The organism is Streptomyces sp. OZ13 (assembly GCF_052068155.1).
Lineage (GTDB): Bacteria > Actinomycetota > Actinomycetes > Streptomycetales > Streptomycetaceae > Streptomyces.
Map to the genome: position 1 here is coordinate 222120 of NZ_JBQHCZ010000007.1, position 19410 is coordinate 241529.

The following is a 19410-nucleotide window of genomic DNA, read 5'->3' on the forward strand; positions in this document are numbered from 1 at the left end:
GCCTCGCGGCCGCGTGGCGACACGGAGGTGAAGGGCGATGGCCAGAGCGATGTGGACAGGGGTGCTCAGCTTCGGACTGGTCACCCTCCCCGTGGGTCTCTTCACCGCGACGGACGACCACACCGTCCACTTCCACCAGCTCCAGCGCGGCACCGGCGACCGCATCCGCAACAAGCGCGTGAACGAACGCACCGGCCGCGAGGTCAAGAGCGAGGACGTCGTCAAGGGTTACGACATGGGCGACGGCCAGTACGTCGTCGTCGAACCGGACGAACTCGACGACATCTCCCCCGGCCGTTCCAAGGTCGTCGACATCAGCGGATTCGTGGACCTGGCCGACATCGAGCCCGTCCACTTCGACCGTACGTACTATCTCGCCCCGCGCGGCAAGGAGTACTTCAAGGTCTACGAGCTGCTCCGCAGCGCCCTCGACCGTTCCCGGAAGGCCGGCATCGCGACGCTCACGATGCGCGGCAAGGAGTACCTGACCGCGGTGCGCGCGCAGGAGTCGGTGCTCGTCCTGCACACCATGCACTACGCCGACGAGATCAGGGACCCGCGGCAGGAGTTCGACCTGCCCCGGCGCGAGAAGATCAGCCCCGGCGAGCTCAGCACCGCCGAGAAACTCATCGAGGCGCTCAGCGTCGAGTGGAAGCCCGAGGACTACCACGACACCTACGAGGACCGGGTGCGCGAGCTGGTGGCCTCGAAGCTCGAGGGCCGCGAGGTGGTCGCGGAGGCCGGGCCTCCCGAAGCGACCAACGTCGTCGACCTCATGGAGGCACTGCACCGCAGCGTCGAGCGGGCGCGCTCCGGAGAGGGACGGGGCGGCGGATCACGCAGCGGAGCCGCGAAGGGCAGGCGCGCAAAGGGCACCAAAACGAAGGGCGCCAAGGGCAGCAAGGGCGCCGAGCGGCCAAAAGCGCCGGGACCGGCCGCCGCAAGGGCGCCGGCAAGAAGGAGGACCTGGCCGCGCTCAGCAAGAAGGACCTCTACGCCCGCGCCACCGACCTCGGCATCCCCGGCCGGTCCTCGATGAGCCGGGACGAACTGCTTCAGGCCCTCACCGGAGCGGGCCGGGCCGCCGCCTGAGCAGGGGGTCCATTCGGGGGTCCGGCCGCCCACCGGCGGTGATACCGACGAGATTGGGTACCCGGTAGACATGGTCACTTTCAACGAGCCGGCGGGGGACGTCGCCACTGTCCTCGCGGCCGGAGAGGGAGCACCCGCGGTCATCGTGTTCGGACTGATCGTGGTCGGTCTTCTCGTACTGCTCGTCTACGTGGTCTGGCAGGTCGGCGCGCGACGGCGGCGCGACGCCCCGCCGGGGCCCGAGGAGCAGCCGGTGCGGCCCGATCACCAGACCCATTACGAGAGCCGCCTGGAGCCCGACGAGTTCGATCTCTCCGAGGGACACGAGGTGCCGGGGCGACTGACACCTCACGAGCTCCACGGCTACGGCAACATGGGCTCCCGGCCCGCACCCGAGAGCAAGCCGCCCCGTGACTCCGACGAGAGCGGCGGCGCGTTCGGCAGTGGCGGTCACGGGGGCTGAGGCCCACCAGCGACGAGTACCGCCGGCCCCGTCGGGGTCGGCGGTACTCGTCGTCAGGGCCGGTGGAACTCGTCGCTGCCCGGGCGCGCCTCCCGCGGCGCGTGCCCGCTCGGCTCCGAGGCGTCCTGCCCGCGCTGCCCCGCCGGCGAGGCGGGGCTCCCGCGACGCATCAGGACAGCCGGCACCAGCCAGCACAGAGTGAGACCGCCGACGACGGTCACGTCCAGGATCAGAGCGGTCCTGTCGCTCAGCGCGGTGACGTTGCGCAGCACGAGCAGCAGACCGAGGGCCACCATGCACAGCAGGATCGCCAGCCCCGCGATGGTGAACCGGGAGGCCCACTTGACCGCCTCGTACTTCATCCCGCGGCCGGTGACCACACGGTGGATGCTCACCGGCGCCGTGAGCAGGCCGGTGGCGGCCGCCCCGAGGAGCAGGCACACCACGTACATGAGCCTGTCGCCCTCGCCGAGACGCGGGAAGAGCGGAGTGAAGGCGACGGCGAGCAGAAAGACGAACAGCAGTTGGACACCGGCGAGGGCGACCCTCACCTCACGGAGAAGTTCGCCCCACAGCCGGTCCAGTCGTTGTTGAGGTGTCTCCCGGCGCTTGCCGGGACCGGTCCTCGCTATCCCCATGGCCGGTCACCGATCACGGCGGCCCCGCGCGCCGGCGGCCCCGGGCACGGCCGCGCCGCGCCAGCCGCTTGGACCAACGGCAGACGAGCGTGAGCAGCCCGACCAGGGTCAGGGCCCAGGTGGCGGCGAACGCCCAGATCAGGACGGGCTTCGAGGTGGATGCCGCCATCGCGAACAGGACGAACGTCAGGGCCGCCAGCACGCCCACGCCGGCGGCGAGCAGGTGCGACCGGAACCGGTGGGTCATCCGCGCGAGCGGCGGTCCGGGACTCATGGTCCGCAGCCGCCGGTCCAGGAACTCGTCGGCCCGCAGGTCCTGTTCGATCTCCGCGAGGATCAGCCTTTCCGGTTCGGAGAGTCCGGATCCGTCCATGGCTGGCGCCTCCGTACGCTGTCAGACCGTCGGTTCAGTCCTCGCCCCGGAAGATGTTCGCTTCCGGGTTGCTCTCCCCCTGTCGGTCGGATTCGCGTCCGGGCAGGACCGCGGGCCTGCAGGTGCGTATCCGTTCCTTCTCCGGGATGCGACCGGTGGTTCTTGCGGTGTCGGCCCGCGTGTCCACGGCTGACACCTCCTTGTCCGTTCGGTACCGGCAGGATTTGTGGCGCCGGATTTCTGCTCTCCCGGGTACCCCCTCCGCCTCCGGTCAGTCACCCCCGCCCGACGAGGGGCGGACAGGCTTCGCCGGCCCGTTGCCGGGCACCCGGACCGCATGTCGAACGAATCTCCTGCCCCGCGCACGGCCGGGGCCACGCACCCGCGCACGACCGATTCGCACTGGATCCGCACCACCGAGGCCACCGACCACCCTCCGCTCACCGACGACATCACCGTCGACGTGGCCGTGGTGGGCGGCGGCATCGCCGGGCTCAGCACGGCGTGGGAACTGACGCGGGAAGGCGGACGCTCCGTGGCGGTGCTGGAGGCCGACCGCATCGCGACGGGTGTCACGGGGTTCACCACGGCGAAGGTGACGGCACAGCACGGCCTGATCTACGACCGGCTGCGCCGGACCAGGGGTCCCGAGGGGGCCCGGCTCTACGCCCGCTCCCAGCAGGCGGCCGTGGAACGCGTCGCCGAGGTCTCCTCCGCGCTCGGCATCGCGTGCGAGTTCGAGCGCGGCCCCGCGTACGTCTACTCACGGGACGACGCTCAGCGCTCCGCCCTCAGGGCGGAGGCCGAGGCCGCCGCGGAGGCGGGCCTGGATGCCTCGTACGTCGAGGACACCGGGCTGCCCTTCGACGTCGCCGGAGCGGTACGGATGGAGGAGCAGGCACAGTTCCATCCGCGCAAGTACCTCCTCGGTCTGGCACGGGACCTCACCGCCTACGGCAACAGGATCTACGAGCGGACCCGGGTCACCGGACTGCACGAGGGCTCGCCCTGCCGGCTCACCACGGAAAGCGGCCGGACGGTGACCGCGCGCGATGTCGTGATCGCCACGCACTTCCCCGTGTTCGACCGGGCGCTGCTGTTCGCCCGGATGTCGCCACGACGCGAGCTGGTGGTGGCCGCGGCGCTGCCGGCCGACCGTGACCCGGCCGGGATGTACATCTGCGAGGAAGGCGCCAAACGGTCGGTGCGCACGGCCCCGCTCGGCGACGGCCGCCGGCTGCTGATCGTGACCGGGGAGACCTTCACCCCCGGCACGGTGGACGTCCCCGAGCGGATCGAACGCCTCGACGAGTGGATGCACACGCACTTCCCGGTGGAGGAGACCATGTACCGCTGGGCGGCGCAGGACAACGACTCGAGCGACACCGTGCCGCTGATCGGGCTCTTCCATCCGGGTGCCGAGCACACCTATGTCGCCACGGGTTTCGGCGGCTGGGGCATGAGCAGCGGCGTGCTGGCGGGGCGGCTGCTGGCGGGCCTGATCTGCGCCGTCAAGGCCCCGTGGGCCGGCCTCTACGATCCCCGGCGGATCCGGAGCACCCTGCGGGAGGTCCCCACCCTGCTCTCCCAGCAGGCCGAGATCGGCAAGCACTTCGTCGGGGACCGGCTGCGCACCACCCATGTGGACTCTGCCTCCGACATCGAACCGGGCACGGGCGCGGTCGTACGTCTGCACGGGCAGCGCTGCGCCGTGTACCGCGACGACGAAGGGGTGTGCCACGCGGTGTCGGCCCGCTGCACCCACCTGGGCTGCCTGGTGGCGTTCAACGAGGCGGAGCGAAGCTGGGACTGTCCCTGCCACGGCTCCCGGTTCGGTGTCGACGGCTCCGTACTGGAGGGCCCGGCACTGCGGCCGCTCGAACGGCGGAACGTGGACGGGCCGGAGGGCTCATGAGCGGCCGAACCGCGCATTGCCCCGCAGGCTGGTAGGAAATAGAGCGAAACATGTCATCATCCGACGGGAGAGGGTTGCGGCGTGGAACCGACCAGCCGACCGGGGACCGCGGGCGCCACGACCGTCGCGGACGCCCATCGCTCCGCGGTCACCCTGCACGTCAACGGCGTCAGTCACACGCTGACGCTCGACCACCGCACCACCGTCCTGGACACCCTGCGCGAGCACCTGGACCTGACCGGTCCGAAGAAGGGATGCGACCACGGCCAGTGCGGTTCCTGCACCGTCATCGCCGACGGGCGGCGGGTGAACAGCTGCCTGATGCCGGCCGTGTCCCACGACGGGGCGCACATCACCACCGCCGAGGGCCTCGCCCCCGGCGGCGAACTGCATCCCGTGCAGGAGGCGTTCGTGGCCAGGGACGCCCTCCAGTGCGGCTACTGCACCCCTGGGCAGGTCTGCTCGGCGGTGGCGATGCTGGCGGAGGCGGCCGACGGCCGTCCGTCGCTGGTGACCGGGCGGCGGGAGGGGGCGGACGGACCCGTCACCCTCACGCCCGGTGAGATCCGTGAACGCATGAGCGGCAATCTGTGCCGCTGCGGCGCCTACCCCAACATCGTGGCGGCCATCGAGGACGTGACACCGTGAAACCCTTCGCCTATGTCCGACCAGGCACGGCCGCCGAGGCCGTCGCCGCGTACGCCGCTCACACCGGAGCGCAGTACCTCGCCGGCGGCACCAACCTCGTCGACCTGATGAAGCTGGGCGTCGCGACGCCCGACGTGCTCATCGACGTCAGCCGGCTGCCGCTCGGCACGGTGGAGGGCGTGCCGGGGGGCGGGCTCCTCATCGGCGCCGCAGTGCGCAACAGCGACCTCGCGGCCCATCCGGCCGTCCGGACGCGCTACTTCGCGCTGTCGCAGGCGCTTCTCTCCGGGGCCTCCGGGCAGTTGCGGAACGCGGCGACCACCGGCGGGAACCTGCTCCAGCGCACCCGCTGCACCTACTTCCAGGACATCTCCAAGCCCTGCAACAAGCGCGCGCCGGGCACCGGCTGCCCCGCACGGGAGGGCGTCCACCGCGACCTCGCCGTGCTGGGGCACTCGGAGCACTGCGTCGCCACTCACCCCTCCGACATGGCGGTCGCCCTCGCCGCGTTCGACGCCACGGTCCATCTGCACTCCACCGACGGGGACCGGTCGCTGGCGGTCAGCGACTTCCACCGGCTGCCCGCTGACCGCCCCGACGTGGACACCGAGCTGCGGGCCGGCGAGCTGATCACGGGCGTGGAGCTGCCGCCCGTGCCCACCGGGGCGCGGTCCGCGTACCGCAAGGCCCGCGACCGTGCCTCGTACGCCTTCGCCCTGGTCTCCGTCGCCGCGGTCCTCGCCGTCGAGGACGGCCGGGTCCGGCACGTGGGGCTGGCGTTCGGCGGCCTCGCCCACCGGCCGTGGCGGGCCCGAAGGGCGGAGGAACTGCTCGCCGGAGGGCCGGCCGCCCGCGAGGCGTTCGCCGCCGCGGCCGAGGCGGAGCTCGCTGCCGCGGTGCCGCTGCGGGACAACGCGTTCAAGGTGCGGCTCGCGCGCAACCTCGCCGTCGACGTCCTCGCCGGGCTCGCGGACGGCGACGACCTCGGCGAGGAGCGGTCATGAGCAGGCCGACCACCGTGCTGGGTGCGCCCGCCGTCCGGCGGGAGGCGCGCGAGAAGGTCGCCGGCGCGGCACGCTACGCCGCCGAACACACCCCGTCGGGCTGCCTGTACGGCTGGCCGGTGCCCGCCGCGGTCCCCCGTGGCCGTGTCACGTCGCTCGGCACGGCGGAGGTACTGGACATGCCCGGTGTGCTGGCGGTGCTCAGCCACGAGAACGCCCCCCGCCTCGGGCAGCCGGACGACCCGACGCTCCGTCTCCTCCAGGACGACCGCGTTCCGCACAGGGGCTGGTACGTCGCCCTGGTCGTGGCCGACACCCTCGAGAACGCACGCGCCGGCGCCGCCGCCCTGCGCGTCGGCTACGAGACCGAGGAACACGACGTACGGCTCACCGACGACCGTCCCGACATCTACACGCCCGAGGAGGCCAACGGGGGCCATCCCGCGGTGCGCGAGAGGGGCGACTTCGAGGGCGCGTACGCGGCGGCCGACGTCCGCGTCGACGCCTCGTACCGGCTCACCGCTCTGCACAACCATCCGATGGAGCCGCACGCGGCCACCGCCCACTGGCACGACGGCCGGCTGACGGTCCGGGACTCGAGCCAGGGTGCCGGCCCGGTCAGGGACGCACTGGCCCAGCTGTTCGGGCTGGACAGGAAGCAGGTCACCGCGGTGTCCGAGCACGTCGGCGGCGGCTTCGGGTCGAAGGGGACGCCCCGCCCGCCGGTGGTGCTGGCCGCGATGGCCGCACGTCACACCGGTCGCCCGGTGAAGGTGGCCCTGCCCCGCCGTCAACTGCCCGCCGTCGTGGGCCACCGGGCGCCGACGCTGCACCATGTCCGCCTGGGCGCGGGCGCCGACGGACGGATCACGGCTCTCGCCCACGAAGTGGTCACCCAGACCTCGCGGGTGAGGGAGTTCGTGGAGCAGGCCGCCGTCCCGGCACGGGTCATGTACGTCTCCCCCAACAGCCGGACCGTGCACCGGGTGGTGGCCCTCGACGTGCCGACCCCGTCGTGGATGCGCGCCCCCGGTGAGGCGCCCGGGATGTACGCCCTCGAGTCCGCGATGGACGAACTCGCCGTCGCCACCGGGCTGGACCCGGTCGAGCTGCGGCTGCGCAACGAACCGGCGACCGAGCCCGATTCGGGGCTCCCGTTCAGCAGCAGGAACCTCACCGCCTGCCTCCGCCGTGGCGCCGAGGTCTTCGGCTGGCAGGACCGTGATCCGCGTCCTGGCGTCACCCGGGAAGGCGATCTGCTGCTCGGCACCGGCGTCGCTGCGAGCACCTACCCCGTGCTGATCGCTCCCTCGAGGGCCAGCGCCCACCTGGGGCACGACGGCGTCCACCGGATCCGGGTCAACGCCACCGACATCGGCACCGGCGCCAGGACCGTGCTCGCGCAGATCGCCGCGGAGGCGTTGAACACGCCGCTGGAGACGGTGACCGTCGAGATCGGCAGCTCGGACCTGCCGGCGGCGCCGCTGGCCGGAGGATCGTGCGGAACGGCCTCCTGGGGCTGGGCCGTCCACAAGGCCTGCACCCTCTTGGCCAAGCGCCTCGCGGACCTGCGCGAGCCGCTGCCCGCGGAGGGCGTGACCGTGTCGGCCGACACCAGGGAGGAGACGGGCAAGGAGCCGGCCCACGCGCGGCACGCCTTCGGCGCCGTCTTCTGCGAGACGCAGGTGGACACGGTGACGGGCGAGGTGGCGGTGCGCCGGATGCTCGGAGTGTTCGCCGCGGGCCGCATCCTCAACGCCCGTACCGCGCGGTCCCAGTTCATCGGCGGGATGACGATGGGCATCGGGATGGCGCTGATGGAGGGCAGCACCATGGACGAGCGCTTCGGGGACTATGCGGAGTGCGATCTCGCCTCGTACCACGTGCCCGTCTGCGCCGACGTGCATTCCGTCGAGGCGCAGTGGATCGAGGAGGACGACCCGTACCTCAACCCGATGGGCAGCAAGGGCATCGGTGAGATCGGCATCGTCGGCACGGCGGCGGCGGTGGCGAACGCGGTGCACCACGCGACGGGCGTCCGGCTGAGGGAGCTGCCTCTCACCCCCGACAAGATGCTGCACGCGCTGGAGGGCTCGCCGGCTCTCAACGGGCGGAGCCGCTGACGCCCGCGGCGTCGCGGAGCACGTCGACGAGCATCCGGAAGGTCATCAGCCGGGTGGAGACGTTGCGCCTGCTGGGGTGGTAGCTCCCCAGCAGATGCAGCTCCGACCGTTCGCCGTCGCCCGGCAGCACGACATGGGCGCCGTGCCCGAACGCGGGGCGCGGCCTGGGCAGCCGGCGTCCGGTGGCCTCGAGGACGGGCAGCAGGGCCTGCCACCCGAAACCGCCGAGGACGACGATCGCCTTCAGGTTCGTCAGCAGTGACAGCTCGGTCGCCAGCCAGGGACGGCAGGTGTCCCGCTCGGTGGTCGTCGGCCTGTTCTGCGGCGGGGCGCAGTGGACGGGCGCGGTGACGCGCACACCGTGCAGGACCAGGCCGTCGCCGCGGTGCGTGGACGTGGGCTGTGAGGCGAGGCCGACGGCGTGGAGCGCGGCGAACAGCAGGTCGCCGGAGTCGTCACCGGTGAACATGCGGCCGGTCCGGTTCCCGCCGTGGGCGGCGGGGGCGAGGCCGACGACGGCGAGCGACGCGTCGGCGGGGCCGAAGCCCGGCACCGGCCGGCCCCAGTACTCCCAGCCGGAGAAGGCCGCACGCCGGTCCGTGGCCACCTGCTCCCGCCAGGCGACGAGTCTCGGGCAGGCGCGGCAGTGGCTGACGGCCTCGTCCAGTTCGCCAAGTCCGCCGCACAGGGGCGCGGTCAGCGCCGGAAAGCCGGGATCTTCGGTCCGTGGGCCGGTCGTGTCGTGCCTGTCCATTCGGCCACGTTAGTCGGGGCGGTGGGGAGGCCGGGGGGTGAGCGCGGTCCGGCGGGGTGTGCGGCCCGCAAAGGTCACGGGGTGGGGCCGACGGGCGGTCCGGTGGTCTGTGACCACCGCGCGGCGAGCAGCAGGGCGATGTCGTCGGGGCGGTCCGGGGTCTGGCGGGCCTCGTTGATGAGCCGGTCGGCGGTGTCCGACAGCGGGGCGTATCCCAGTTCGGAGAACGTGTGCCGCAGCCTTTCGATCCCGAGGTCGATGTCGGTGCCGGGCTGTTCGACGAGGCCGTCGGTGAACAGGGCGAGCACCGCGCCGGGCTCCAGGACCAGTTCCGTGACGGGGTACACGGCGCGGGCGTCCACACCCAGGACCACTCCGCCCGGCAGGGCGAGGACGTCCGTGCGGCCGTCCGGGTGCCGCAGCAGGGGCTGGAGATGGCCGGCGCGGACGGCGTCGGCGCGGCCGGTGGCCGGGTCGAGCACGATGTAGCAGCAGCTGGCGAAGAGGCCCGGGTCGAGGTCGATGAGCAGCCGGTTGGTGCCGGTCATCACTTCCACGGGAGTGTGACCGCTGACGGCGAGGGCCCGTACGGCGCTGCGCAGTTGTCCCATGGTGGCGGCCGCCTGGACGCCGTGGCCCTGGACGTCCCCGATGATGAGCGCCATCCCCCGGCCGGTGTCGATCACGTCGTACCAGTCGCCGCCGACCTCCATGCCCTGGGTGCCCGGCAGGTGCCGGGCCACCGTGTCGAGCCCCTCGACGGCGGGGAGCCGGTGCGGCAGCAGGGCGTCCTGGAGGCCACGGGCGAGCGCCGCCTCCGAGTCGTACCTGCGGGCCCGCTCGAGGGCCTGGGCGATGAGTCCGGCGAGCGCCGTGAGGACGGTGCGCTCCTCTGGGCTGAACCCGCGGGGCTGGTCGAAGCCGAGGATGCAGGATCCGACGGGGCGGCCCGAGGCGATCAGCGGCAGGAAGGCCCGGGCGCCGACGTGCGCGTCCATGGGGATGCCGGGGTAGGCGGCGGCGAGGTTCTGCATCGACTCGAAGAACAGGGGCCGGCCGGAGGTGAGCGTCTCGACGCCGGGCAGTTTCGTGTCGAGGCCCACTCCGTCGAAGCGGTTGAGGAAGCCCCTGGGGAACCCTGTCTCCCAGGCCAGGTACAGATGACGGTTGCTGAGGAGATAGATCGCCAGCTGGCGGCCGCCGAACGCGGGCAGCAGTTCCTCGGTGACCACCGCGGAGACCTGCCGCGCCGTGACCGCCTCGGTGAGCGCGATGGCGAGGGCGACCGGGCGGTACAGGGCCACGGCCCGGTCCGCCGGCGAGCCGAGACCGGCGCCGGGCGAGGACACCGATCCCGGGGCGTAGGTGGGCTGTTCGCCCGCGTCGAGGGTGACGGTGAGACCGTCGAGGCTCGAGTAGAGGATGACGGACAGCCATTCGCCGGTTCCCCTGAGCAGGAAGTGGACGGGGTCGGGCGAGAGCAGTGCCGCCCGGTAGTGGTCCTCGTGGGCGGCCTGCCCGAACGCTTCGACGGCCTCCCACAGGACGCGTCCGATCAGATCGGCGCGGGGCTGGCCGAGGAGCCTCTCCGCGTGCTCGTTCATGTACGAGATGCGTCCGAGGCGGTCGACGGAGCAGATGCCCACCGGGAGCCGGTCGGCGGCCTCGGGGACGACCGGTCCGGCCCCGAGGTCGACCAGGTACCCGGTCAGGTGGGTGGCCGTCGTCTCGTCCGTGGGGCGTCTGCGGCGGCCGGTGAGTTCGAGCAGGTGAGGCCGGCCGTCGGCGCCCTGGAGGCGGAGTCGGCGGGTGACCGGTCGGTCCGACTCGGCGGAGCGGCGGGCCAGGGCCCACAGCCCGTAGGCGTCCTCCGGTTCGATGCGGGCGGCCACCGCCTCCGCGGTGAGCGGCAGTTTCGAGGGGTCGGTGCCGAGGATGGCGCACCAGCCCTCGTCGCCGGTCACCGTGCCCGCCTCCAGGTTCCAGTCGAACGCGCCGAAGCGCAGGGGCGGGGCGGTCAGCGCCTGGAGGGTCACGGCCAGCGGTTCGGCGTCCCACTCGATGCGCGGCCGGTCAGGCGCCATGGCGGCCAGCGTGGCGCCGAGCCGGTCACCCACTTCGTGGATGCGCCGCCGGTCGGCCTCGGAGACCGGCTGACCGGGGGTGGCCGGACGCAGCACGCCGAGGACGCCGAAGCATTCACGGTCGTGGGAGATCGGCACGTACAGGGATCCGAAGGGGAACGGCAGGCCGGCCATGAGCTGGGGGTAGCGGCGCATGGCCTCCTCGGCGTCGCCGAGGTAGACGGGCTGACCGGTGCGGTAGACGTCCGAGTGCGGGAAGGGGCGGTTCACGTGCATGCCCCACCAGTGCCGGAACAGCTTCGACGGCAGTCCGGCGATCACCGCCAGGCGCAGCAGCTCCGGTGCGGCGGACCGGAGGTACAGGCCGCCCGCGAAGCCGCCGACCGCCTCGATGGCGCTGACCTCGGCCTGGGCGAGGACCATGGCGAGCTCGTCCGCCTGCGGGTCTTCGCCGTGCCTGTGTACGGGGTCCGGGCCTTCCTGGGCGGGGGCCCCTGGCACGTCGTCGCCGTACCGGGTCACCCTGCCAGCATGCTCCCGGCCGTACGGGCGGCGCATCTCCTCGACGCGGGCCGCGGTGGGCCGGCGCTCGCGTGGACGATCACCCTGACCGGCGCGGCCGGTGGGCTATGTTGAGCAGGAGTTGCACATAGAAGGGGGCACACCGGTGCCATCAGGGCAGCAGGAACGTGCGCAGGCCGCCGCGATCACCCCGGGCGGACCGCCCGAGGAGCAGCAGCCCGCTCCCGCGGAGCGGGTGCTCGCACTGCTCGGCGGCCACCGCCTCTCCCCTGGTCAGCGGCGCATCGCGCAGTACATCATCGACCACCTGACCGAGGCCGCGTTCCTGTCGATCACCGACCTCGCGGAGCGGGTCGGGGTCAGCCAGCCGTCGGTGACCCGGTTCGCGACGTCCCTCGGCTACAGCGGCTACCCGGCGCTGCGGGAGGCGTTGCAGCCGATCGCGCTGAGCGCGGTGGCCGGTTCGCCGGAGACACGTGCGGAGATCCGCCGGAACGAGTTGCAGGCGGCCGTCGACGCCGAGATCCAGAACCTGGAGAACCTGCGGCGGGTACTGGCGGACACCGACCGGGTGCTCGGCATCGGCCGGGAGCTGGCCTTCTCGATGCCGCTGACGGTTCTCGGGCTGCGGATCTCCGTCTCGCTCGCGGAGTACTTCGCGTACGCGGCGCGCCGTATCCATCCGGATGTGCGGCTGGTGACCCGCGGCGGCAGCGTCGCCTACGACGCGCTGCTGCAGTCCCGGGAGGCGGGCGGCACGTGGGTGCTGGCCTTCGCGATGCCCCGGCACGCCAACGAGACGCTCGCGGCGCTGCGGGCGGCCCGCCGCACCGGTCTGCGGGTCGCGCTGATCACCGATCTGACGCTGGGGCCGCTGGTGGACGAGGCCGATGTGACGCTGACCGCGGGGACGGGGTCGCGGCTGGTGTTCGACTCGTACGCCGCTCCCGGGGTGCTGTCCGCCGCCGTGCTGCAGGCCATGGCGGACGCCGATCCGGAGCGGACGCAGGTGCGGCTGGAGGGCTACGAGCAGGTGGCGGATCAGCACGACTTCTTCCTGGACGACTGAACCGCCTGGCTTTCGGTGCTCGAACCGGTCTCTTACCGGTATTTTTCATGCCCAGCGGTGCATGAAATTTTTCATACCCTTGCGTACTCGACGGTATATATATTTACTGCTTCTGGCGCCGGTGTCCTCCGTAGCCATGAGGGCCGCACCCGAGCCCTCACCAACCGAACACCCGGGTACGGCGCTCCCTCCTCGCGCCGTCCTCCGGTGTTCAATCCGGGCTCCGCATTCCGCCGCGGACGCCCTCGGCGGTCCCGGTCAACCCCTGGGCCGGGACCGCCGCACCTCTCTCGATCAGAGTTCATCGGCACCACCCGGAGCGACGTCGAATGTCCCGAACCCTCTCCCCGGTCGATCCGGACTGGCCCTGCCAGGTCAAGGCACCCGGCAGCCATGACTGGGAGCGGACCGCCGCGCGCTGGCTGCGCGATCTGCTGCCCGCCCGCTACGCCGGCTACTCGACCCTCAACAGGCACCCCGTCCTGCTCGCCCGGCACGCACAGCTCCAGATACAGCACGAGATGCGCGCGGTACGGACAGCCCTGCAGACCTCCCGGTGCGAACTGCCTCCGCTGGGCGTGGCGGAGAGCGTCATCGAGAACACGATCCGGTTGTACGCGGTCGAGCTCGAGCAGCTCGGGCGGCTGGCGCGCGGGGTGAGGCTCGTCGGCGACGCCCTCCTCACGGGCGGCGGCGGCACGCACCGCAGGCGGTAGCCCGCGCCACGCCGGCCCGCTGTCCCCCGCTCACGCCAGCTGCCGCCGTACCAGTCCGTGGAGCCGGCCGCCCGCGTCGGCGAGCAGCTCTGCGGGCCGGCCCTCCTCGACGACCCGGCCCTCCTCCATCACGATCACCCGGTCCGCGTCCATCACGGTGGACAGCCGGTGGGCGATCACGACCCTGGTGGCGTCCAGCCGGCGGGTGCTCTCGATGACCACGCGCTGCGTCTCGTTGTCGAGCGCGCTGGTGGCCTCGTCGAAGAAGAGGATGCGCGGGCGGCGCACCAGGGCCTGGGCGATCATCAGCCGCTGCCGCTGACCGCCGGAGATCGCGCCGCCGGAGGAGATCAGGGTGTGCAGGCCCATCGGCATCCGCTTGATGTCCTCCGCCAGGCCCGCCATCTCCGCGGCCTCCCAGACCTCGTCCTGCGAGAACGTCTCCGCGCCGCAGATGCAGTCGAGGATCGAGCCGGTGAGCGGCTGGGCGTTCTGGAGCACGACACCGCACTGCCGGCGCACGGCGGCGGGGTCCAGCGCGGCCAGGTCCTGGCCGTCGTAGAGGACCGTGCCGGAGAGGGGCCGGTCGAAGCCGATGAGCAGCCGCAGCAGCGTCGACTTGCCGCACCCGCTCGGGCCGACGATCGCCACGAACTCGCCCTGCCGCACCTGGAGCGACACGTCGTCGAGGACCGGCGGGCCGTCTTCGGCGTACCGGAAGGTGAGCTTCCTGGCCTCGACAGCGCCGGACAGGGTGCCCGGCTGCGCGCTCGCACCGCGCACTTCGGGGGCCTCGTCGAGGATGGGGCGCACCTGCTCGAACATGGGCAGTGCGGCGGCCGCCGACACCAGCACGCCGGTGAGCTGGGTGACGGACGTCAGCAGCATGGTGACGGCGGTGCTGAAGGTGAGGAACTCCGCCGCCGACATGGACCCGCGTGCCGGTCCTGCGAGCAGCATGAACATGATGAGCGAGCAGAGCGGCAGATAGACCGCGTCCAGCACGGTGGTCAGGTTCTTGATCCGGCCGACCCGCTGCTGGAGTTCGCGGGAGCGGGCGAACTGCCGCGCCCACGCCGCGTACGCGAAGCTCTCCGCCGCGGCGACCCGCAGCTTGGGCAGGCCGCGCAGGGTCTGGAACGCCTGGTTGTTGAGCTTGTTGGAGAGTTCCACCAGCTTGCGCTGCCAGCGGACCTGCCACAGCCCCATGCCGAGGAACACCGCGCCGATGACGAGCAGCATGCCGATGGCCGCGAGCGCCAGCGGGACGCTGTACCAGAGGAGCAGCACGACGTTCATCGCACCGACCGTGGTGGACTGCAGGGCCACCGGGCCGATGCCGGACAGCACGCGGCGCATCGAGCTGATGCCCATGGCCGCGCTCGCCAGCTCTCCGGTCGACCGTTCGGCGAAGAACTTGGTCGGCAGCCGCAGCAGCCGGTCCCAGACGGCGGGTTGGAGGGTGCTCTCGATCCGGCCCTCCATCCGCAGGACGGTGAGGTTCTGCAACAGCATGAACGCGGCTGAGACGATGCTCGTGACCATGAGGGCGAGCGAGACCTGCACGATCAGGCCGCTCTCCGCCTTGGGCACGTACACGCCCAGGATCTGTCCGGTCGCGATCGGCACCAGCGCGCCGAGGCCGACGGTGACGAGGCCGGCGACGGCCAGGTTCCGCAGGTCCTTGCGGCTGCCGCGGAGGCTGAAGCGGGCCAGCCGCCAGATGCTGGCGGGCCGCTCGGGCAGCGGCCGGTAGAGCATGACGGCGCGTTCCTCGAAGTCGTCCGCGTTGTCGCTGCCGACCCGGGTGCGGGAGCCGGTGATCGGGTTGACCGCTTCGTAGCGTCCACGGCGCCAGATCAGTGCGACGGGGGCGCCGGAGGCGGCCCGGTGGCCCACCAGCGGGCCGGCGTCGGTGCGCCACCAGCGGCCCTGGAGACGCACGGGCCGGGTACGGACACGGGAGGCCACGGCGATGCGTTCGACGGGGCCGACGCGGTCGTCCGCCGGGCCACCCCTCGGGGGTTCGGTGAGCGCGATCCCGGCGGCGTCCGCGACGTGCCGGCACACCGCCAGCAGCGTGTCGTCGCCGTCCGCGCCGCCGGCGCCGCGGGTGGCACGGTCCGGCCTGCCGATGGAGGCGAGCAGCGCCTCGTCGGCCCGGGCGCGCACATCGGCGCCCGCCTTGATGCCTGCGGCCGTCCGGTCCTCGTGCGCGCGCTCCAGCGCTTCGATCCAGCCGTCGACCGCGGACAGCAGCCGGTACTGCTGGTTCACCATGCTCTGCCACATGGAGCCCTCGACCAGCAGGTCGCCTGCCGCCTCCGCGCTGTAGGAGGCCCCGTACTGCACGCTGCCCGGCTCGACCTGCATCCACAGGACGTCGTCGTCGGCCATCGCCTCCTCGCCGGCCGGGCGGCCCTCGAGCGGCGCCTCGAAGAGCACCCCCAGACCACGGCCCACGCCGAGCCCGAAGGCGTACTCGAGCTGGGTGGCCGCCGTCCGGCCGTACGGGTCCTGATAGGCGGGCGGGTACGCCTGGTCCGGTACGTACAGCTCCCGCAGCGGGATCCGGCGCAGCACGCAGTCCTGCGAGGGCCGGCCCGTCAGGGTGTGCCGGGGGCCCTCGACCGGGCCGAGGAGCAGCGTGCCCGGTTCGAGCCGGCCGAGGAAGTGCCAGTGGCCCTCTTCCGCGGCGTCCACGGCGAACAGGTCCAGGGCGCCGCCCACGACGAGCCACATCACCTGCGGCCCCTCCAGGTGCAGGCTGCGCAGGCCGGTGGTGTCGACGGGCGCGCCGAGGCCGCCGAGTGCGTGGAGCACCGCGTCGGACTGCTCGTGGGCCTGGTGGAAAGCGGTGGCCGCCGGGGGTACGGATGACACGTCAGTGCTCCTTGACGAGTTCGGCGTACGGTCCCTGGGCGGCCACCAGTTCCTCGTGGCGGCCCCGTTCGACGACGGAGCCGTGGTCCAGCACCACGATCTCGTCGCTGTCGCGCACGGTGCTCAGCCGGTGGGCGATGACCACGCACGCGCAGCCCCGGCGGCGCAGGTTGTCGATGATGAGGCGCTCGGTCTCCGCGTCCAGGGCGCTGGTGACCTCGTCGAGCACCAGGATGCTGGGCCGGCGCACCAGGGCGCGGGCGATCTCGAGGCGCTGGCGCTGTCCGCCGGAGAAGTTGCGGCCGTCCTGTTCGACGCGGCTGTGGATGCCGTCGGGACGGCGCATGATCACGTCGTGCACGGCCGCGTCCCGCAGTGCGTTCTCCACGGCCTCGTCGGGGATGGAGGGGTCCCACAGGGTCACGTTGTCGCGGACGGTGCCCTCGAAGAGGAAGATGTCCTGGTCGACGAAGGAGACGGAGGCGGCGAGCGCCCCGCGGGGGATGTCCGCCAGCAGCCGGCCGTCGATCCGGATGGTGCCCTCCCACGGCGTGTAGAGACCCGATATCAGCCGGGAGACGGTGGACTTGCCGCTCCCGGAGCCGCCGACGAGGGCGACCTGCCGGCCCGGTCCGACGGTCAGCGAGAAGCCGCTCAGCAGCGGCGCGTCGAGCGGGCTGTAGCCGAAGGTGATGTTCTCGAGCGTCACATGCCCCTTGAGCCGGCGGCTGCTCGGGTCCGGTTCCTCGCGGGAGTAGAGGGGGTCGACGGGGAAGCTCTCGACGTCCTTGAGCCTGGCGACGTCCGCGGCGAAGTCCTGGATCCGGCCGGCCACTCCGTTCAGCCGGGTGATCGGGGCGGTGAAGCGGGCCACCAGCGCCTGGAAGGCGACAAGGAGACCGATCGATATATGGCCTTCCACGGCCCGCAGACCGCCGATCCACAGGATGAGGGCGCTGTTGAGCGTGGCGAGGGTCGGGGCGACGACGGCCAGGACCGCACTGGGGACGCCGAGGCGCTGCTGGACGTCGAGGGTCGTGGCGTGCTGGCCGGCCCACCGGCGGAAGAAGCCGTTCTCCCCGCCGGTCGCCTTCATGGTCTCGATCAGCTGCAGACCGGTGTACGAGGTGTTGGTGAGCCGGGCGCTGTCGGCGCGCAGCTTCTGGGTGTGGGTGGCGCGCAGTCTGATGACGATGCGCATCGCCACGACGTTGAGCAGGGCGATCAGCACGCCCACGACGGTGAGCTGGGGGTCGTAGCTCCACAGGAGCGCGGCGTAGAGGATCACCACCACGCCGTCGACGGCGGCCGCCGCGAGGTCCCGCGCGAGGGTCTCCGCCACCGCGTCGTTGGACTGCAGTCGCTGCACCAGGTCGGCCGGGCTGCGCTGGGCGAAGAACGTGACGGGCAGCCGCAGGAGATGGCGCAGGAAGCGGGCGCTGCTCAGGGTGGAGGAGATGATCCGCCCGCGCAGCAGGTTCGCCTGTTGGAGTCCGGTGAGCACGGCCGTCAGCGCCACCGTCGCCGCCATGGCGGCGAACAGGGTCCCGAGCAGCGAGGTCTGCCGGCCGATCAGGAACATGTCGATGTAGGTGCGGCTGAGCGCCGGCACGGCCGCGCCCACCGCGACGAGGAGGAGACTCGCGAGGAAGGCGGCGAGGAGGGTGCCCGCGGTGCCGCGCAGCCTGGCGGGGACCGCCGCCAAGATGCCCGGCTTGCGGCCGCCCTTACGGAAGTTCCGGTCCGGCTCGAAGACCAGGGCCACCCCGGTGAAGCTGGTGTCGAAGTCCTCCGCGGGGACGAAACGGCGTCCCTTGTCGGGGTCGTTGATGTGCACCCCGCGGCGGCCGAACCTGCGGCCCGTGCCCTCGTAGACGACGTAGTGGTTGAACTCCCAGAACAGGATGGCGGGCGGCTGCACCTCGGCGAGCGCGGTGGCCTCCATCTGCATGCCCTTTGCGGCGAGGCCGTAACTGCGCGCCGCCTTCAGGACGTTGCTGGCCCGTGAGCCGTCGCGGGAGACGCCGCAGGCGATGCGGAGCTCCTCCAGCGGCACATGGCGGCCGTAGTGGGAGAGCACCATCGCGAGGGCGGCCGCCCCGCACTCCACGGCCTCCATCTGGAGCACGGTGGGGGTGCGCACGGATCGGGGCCTGCTGCCGCGCCGCTGCTGCTTACGGCGGGGCGGCGGCGCGGCGCGGCGCGTCCCGCGGCGTCCGCCCTGCGCGGGCGCCTCGGGCCGGTGCCTGCCGCGGCCGACTGCCGGCGGCAACTGCTGCTGGGGCCGGTGTGCGTTGTTCTCGGTCCGGGTCACGGCAGCAGCCAATCGATCGGGCGCTGCTCGGCAAGGTGGACGGCGCCGCCGGTCAGGGTCATGGATTCGAGCGCGTACGGCGGCCCGTCGGACGACGACCACCGGTATCCGGACTCCGTGCCCGGGGCGGTGTCCAGTTCGACCAGTACGGAGACGGGCTGACCGGCGCGGGAGAACTGCTCGCCCAGCTGACTGCTGCCGAGGAACGCGGTGATCCGCTGGCTGCTCTGGGCGGTCCTGCCGACCGTCTTGACGCGGCCGCGCAGCACGCCGTACTTCTGCGTGGCCACGGACTGGACGCTCAGGTCGACCTTGGCGCCGACGGGCACGGTGGAGGCGTTCTCCGCGGGCAGGTACAGCACGGCCATCAGGGGGTCGTCCGGTTTCTCGATCCGTTCGACGGCCGCGACGTCCGCGCCGGGGGTGACGACGGAGCCGATCGCGGTGACGAGGGTGGTCAGCCGGCCGGCGGCGATGGCGCGCACGACGGTGACGCCCTGCGGGGTGCTGACCTTCAGCAGGGGCGCGTCGGCGCGGAGCCTGTCACCCTCCTGGGCGAGGACCTCCGTGACCTGGCCCGCGACCGGGCTCTGCAGCACGTAACTGCCTTGGGCGTGGGTGAGGATGCCCGGCGCGTCGACCGTGGAGGACACCTTGCCCATCACCGCCCACATACTTGCCGCGATCATGACGACGACGGTGACGGTGAGAACGAGCAGCCCCTGCGGCCGGGCGAAGCGGACCGGAAGGTCGATCTCTTCCGGTGACTGCAGTTTGGAAAGGGCCTGTTGGCGGAACTGCACGATGCTCTT

At 72.3% G+C, this 19410-nt stretch carries 15 protein-coding genes; 8 read left to right on the plus strand and 7 right to left on the minus strand.

What is annotated here, in order from left to right:
- Positions 1-37: 37 nt before the first annotated feature.
- Both ku and ACTMTU_RS18900 read left to right on the plus strand, forming a co-directional pair.
- The gene (ku, locus tag ACTMTU_RS18895) at positions 38-1039 is read left to right on the plus strand and encodes a non-homologous end joining protein Ku (RefSeq protein WP_441264645.1); all 1002 of its coding nucleotides are present in this window, start codon (positions 38-40) and stop codon (positions 1037-1039) included.
- Between the two features lie 123 nt (positions 1040-1162).
- Positions 1163-1555, plus strand: a complete 393-nt coding sequence (locus ACTMTU_RS18900; protein ID WP_307704849.1) for a DUF6479 family protein — start codon at positions 1163-1165, stop codon at positions 1553-1555.
- 53 nt (positions 1556-1608) lie between these two features.
- On the opposite strand, the gene ACTMTU_RS18905 is transcribed toward ACTMTU_RS18900, so the two are convergent.
- Complete coding sequence (locus tag ACTMTU_RS18905) at positions 1609-2193, minus strand: DUF6328 family protein (RefSeq protein WP_441264646.1); 585 nt, start codon at positions 2191-2193, stop codon at positions 1609-1611.
- A 13-nt stretch (positions 2194-2206) separates the two neighbouring features.
- Positions 2207-2566: a DUF3040 domain-containing protein gene (locus tag ACTMTU_RS18910; protein WP_441264647.1), complete on the minus strand. Its 360-nt coding sequence runs from the start codon at positions 2564-2566 to the stop codon at positions 2207-2209.
- A gap of 337 nt (positions 2567-2903) precedes the next feature.
- Between ACTMTU_RS18910 and ACTMTU_RS18915 the strand changes: the two genes are divergently transcribed.
- The 4 genes from ACTMTU_RS18915 (at position 2904) to ACTMTU_RS18930 (ending at position 8256) form a co-directional block, all read left to right on the plus strand.
- Entirely contained in the window at positions 2904-4481 is a 1578-nt protein-coding gene (locus tag ACTMTU_RS18915) for an FAD-dependent oxidoreductase (protein ID WP_441264648.1), read from the plus strand.
- Between the two features lie 81 nt (positions 4482-4562).
- Positions 4563-5129, plus strand: coding sequence for a (2Fe-2S)-binding protein (locus ACTMTU_RS18920; protein ID WP_441264649.1), 567 nt, complete (start codon positions 4563-4565; stop codon positions 5127-5129).
- Positions 5126-6133 (plus strand): FAD binding domain-containing protein, encoded by a 1008-nt coding sequence (locus ACTMTU_RS18925; protein ID WP_441264650.1) that lies wholly within the window; start codon positions 5126-5128, stop codon positions 6131-6133. Before ACTMTU_RS18920 ends, ACTMTU_RS18925 begins: the two co-directional genes overlap by 4 nt.
- Complete coding sequence (locus ACTMTU_RS18930; RefSeq protein WP_441264651.1) at positions 6130-8256, plus strand: xanthine dehydrogenase family protein molybdopterin-binding subunit; 2127 nt, start codon at positions 6130-6132, stop codon at positions 8254-8256. The genes ACTMTU_RS18925 and ACTMTU_RS18930 overlap by 4 nt, the downstream gene beginning before the upstream one ends.
- On the opposite strand, the gene ACTMTU_RS18935 is transcribed toward ACTMTU_RS18930, so the two are convergent.
- Positions 8237-9010, minus strand: a complete 774-nt coding sequence (locus ACTMTU_RS18935) for a uracil-DNA glycosylase (protein WP_441264652.1) — start codon at positions 9008-9010, stop codon at positions 8237-8239. The genes ACTMTU_RS18930 and ACTMTU_RS18935 overlap by 20 nt on opposite strands.
- 74 nt (positions 9011-9084) lie before the next feature.
- The gene (locus tag ACTMTU_RS18940) at positions 9085-11652 is read right to left on the minus strand and encodes a SpoIIE family protein phosphatase (RefSeq protein WP_441264653.1); all 2568 of its coding nucleotides are present in this window, start codon (positions 11650-11652) and stop codon (positions 9085-9087) included.
- 109 nt (positions 11653-11761) lie between these two features.
- On the opposite strand from ACTMTU_RS18940, the gene ACTMTU_RS18945 reads away from it, so the two are divergent.
- Positions 11762-12685, plus strand: coding sequence for a MurR/RpiR family transcriptional regulator (locus ACTMTU_RS18945; RefSeq protein WP_307704857.1), 924 nt, complete (start codon positions 11762-11764; stop codon positions 12683-12685).
- A 329-nt stretch (positions 12686-13014) separates the two neighbouring features.
- Positions 13015-13401, plus strand: coding sequence for a hypothetical protein (locus tag ACTMTU_RS18950; RefSeq protein WP_441264654.1), 387 nt, complete (start codon positions 13015-13017; stop codon positions 13399-13401).
- Positions 13402-13431: 30 nt separating this feature from the next.
- Here ACTMTU_RS18950 and ACTMTU_RS18955 read toward each other — a convergent pair whose 3' ends face one another.
- The 3 genes from ACTMTU_RS18955 to ACTMTU_RS18965 are packed head-to-tail and all read right to left on the minus strand — an operon-like array spanning position 13432 to position 19401.
- Positions 13432-16284 carry an NHLP bacteriocin export ABC transporter permease/ATPase subunit gene (locus ACTMTU_RS18955; protein ID WP_441264655.1) on the minus strand — a complete coding sequence of 951 codons (2853 nt, stop codon included), beginning with the start codon at positions 16282-16284 and terminating at the stop codon, positions 13432-13434.
- Between the two features lies 1 nt (position 16285).
- Entirely contained in the window at positions 16286-18598 is a 2313-nt protein-coding gene (locus ACTMTU_RS18960) for an NHLP family bacteriocin export ABC transporter peptidase/permease/ATPase subunit (protein ID WP_441264656.1), read from the minus strand.
- Positions 18595-19401: an HlyD family efflux transporter periplasmic adaptor subunit gene (locus ACTMTU_RS18965; RefSeq protein ID WP_441264657.1), complete on the minus strand. Its 807-nt coding sequence runs from the start codon at positions 19399-19401 to the stop codon at positions 18595-18597. Before ACTMTU_RS18965 ends, ACTMTU_RS18960 begins: the two co-directional genes overlap by 4 nt.
- Between the last annotated feature and the right edge of the window lie 9 nt (positions 19402-19410).

Excerpts from the sequence above, each read along its gene's own strand:
- ku (WP_441264645.1), top strand. The coding sequence starts at position 38 with ATGGCCAGAGCGATGTGGACAGGGGTGCTCAGCTTCGGACTGGTCACC.
- ACTMTU_RS18900 (WP_307704849.1), top strand. The coding sequence starts at position 1,163 with ATGGTCACTTTCAACGAGCCGGCGGGGGACGTCGCCACTGTCCTCGCG.
- ACTMTU_RS18905 (WP_441264646.1), bottom strand. The coding sequence starts at position 2,193 with ATGGGGATAGCGAGGACCGGTCCCGGCAAGCGCCGGGAGACACCTCAA.
- ACTMTU_RS18910 (WP_441264647.1), bottom strand. The coding sequence starts at position 2,566 with ATGGACGGATCCGGACTCTCCGAACCGGAAAGGCTGATCCTCGCGGAG.
- ACTMTU_RS18915 (WP_441264648.1), top strand. The coding sequence starts at position 2,904 with ATGTCGAACGAATCTCCTGCCCCGCGCACGGCCGGGGCCACGCACCCG.
- ACTMTU_RS18930 (WP_441264651.1), top strand. The coding sequence starts at position 6,130 with ATGAGCAGGCCGACCACCGTGCTGGGTGCGCCCGCCGTCCGGCGGGAG.
- ACTMTU_RS18935 (WP_441264652.1), bottom strand. The coding sequence starts at position 9,010 with ATGGACAGGCACGACACGACCGGCCCACGGACCGAAGATCCCGGCTTT.
- ACTMTU_RS18940 (WP_441264653.1), bottom strand. The coding sequence starts at position 11,652 with ATGCGCCGCCCGTACGGCCGGGAGCATGCTGGCAGGGTGACCCGGTAC.
- ACTMTU_RS18950 (WP_441264654.1), top strand. The coding sequence starts at position 13,015 with ATGTCCCGAACCCTCTCCCCGGTCGATCCGGACTGGCCCTGCCAGGTC.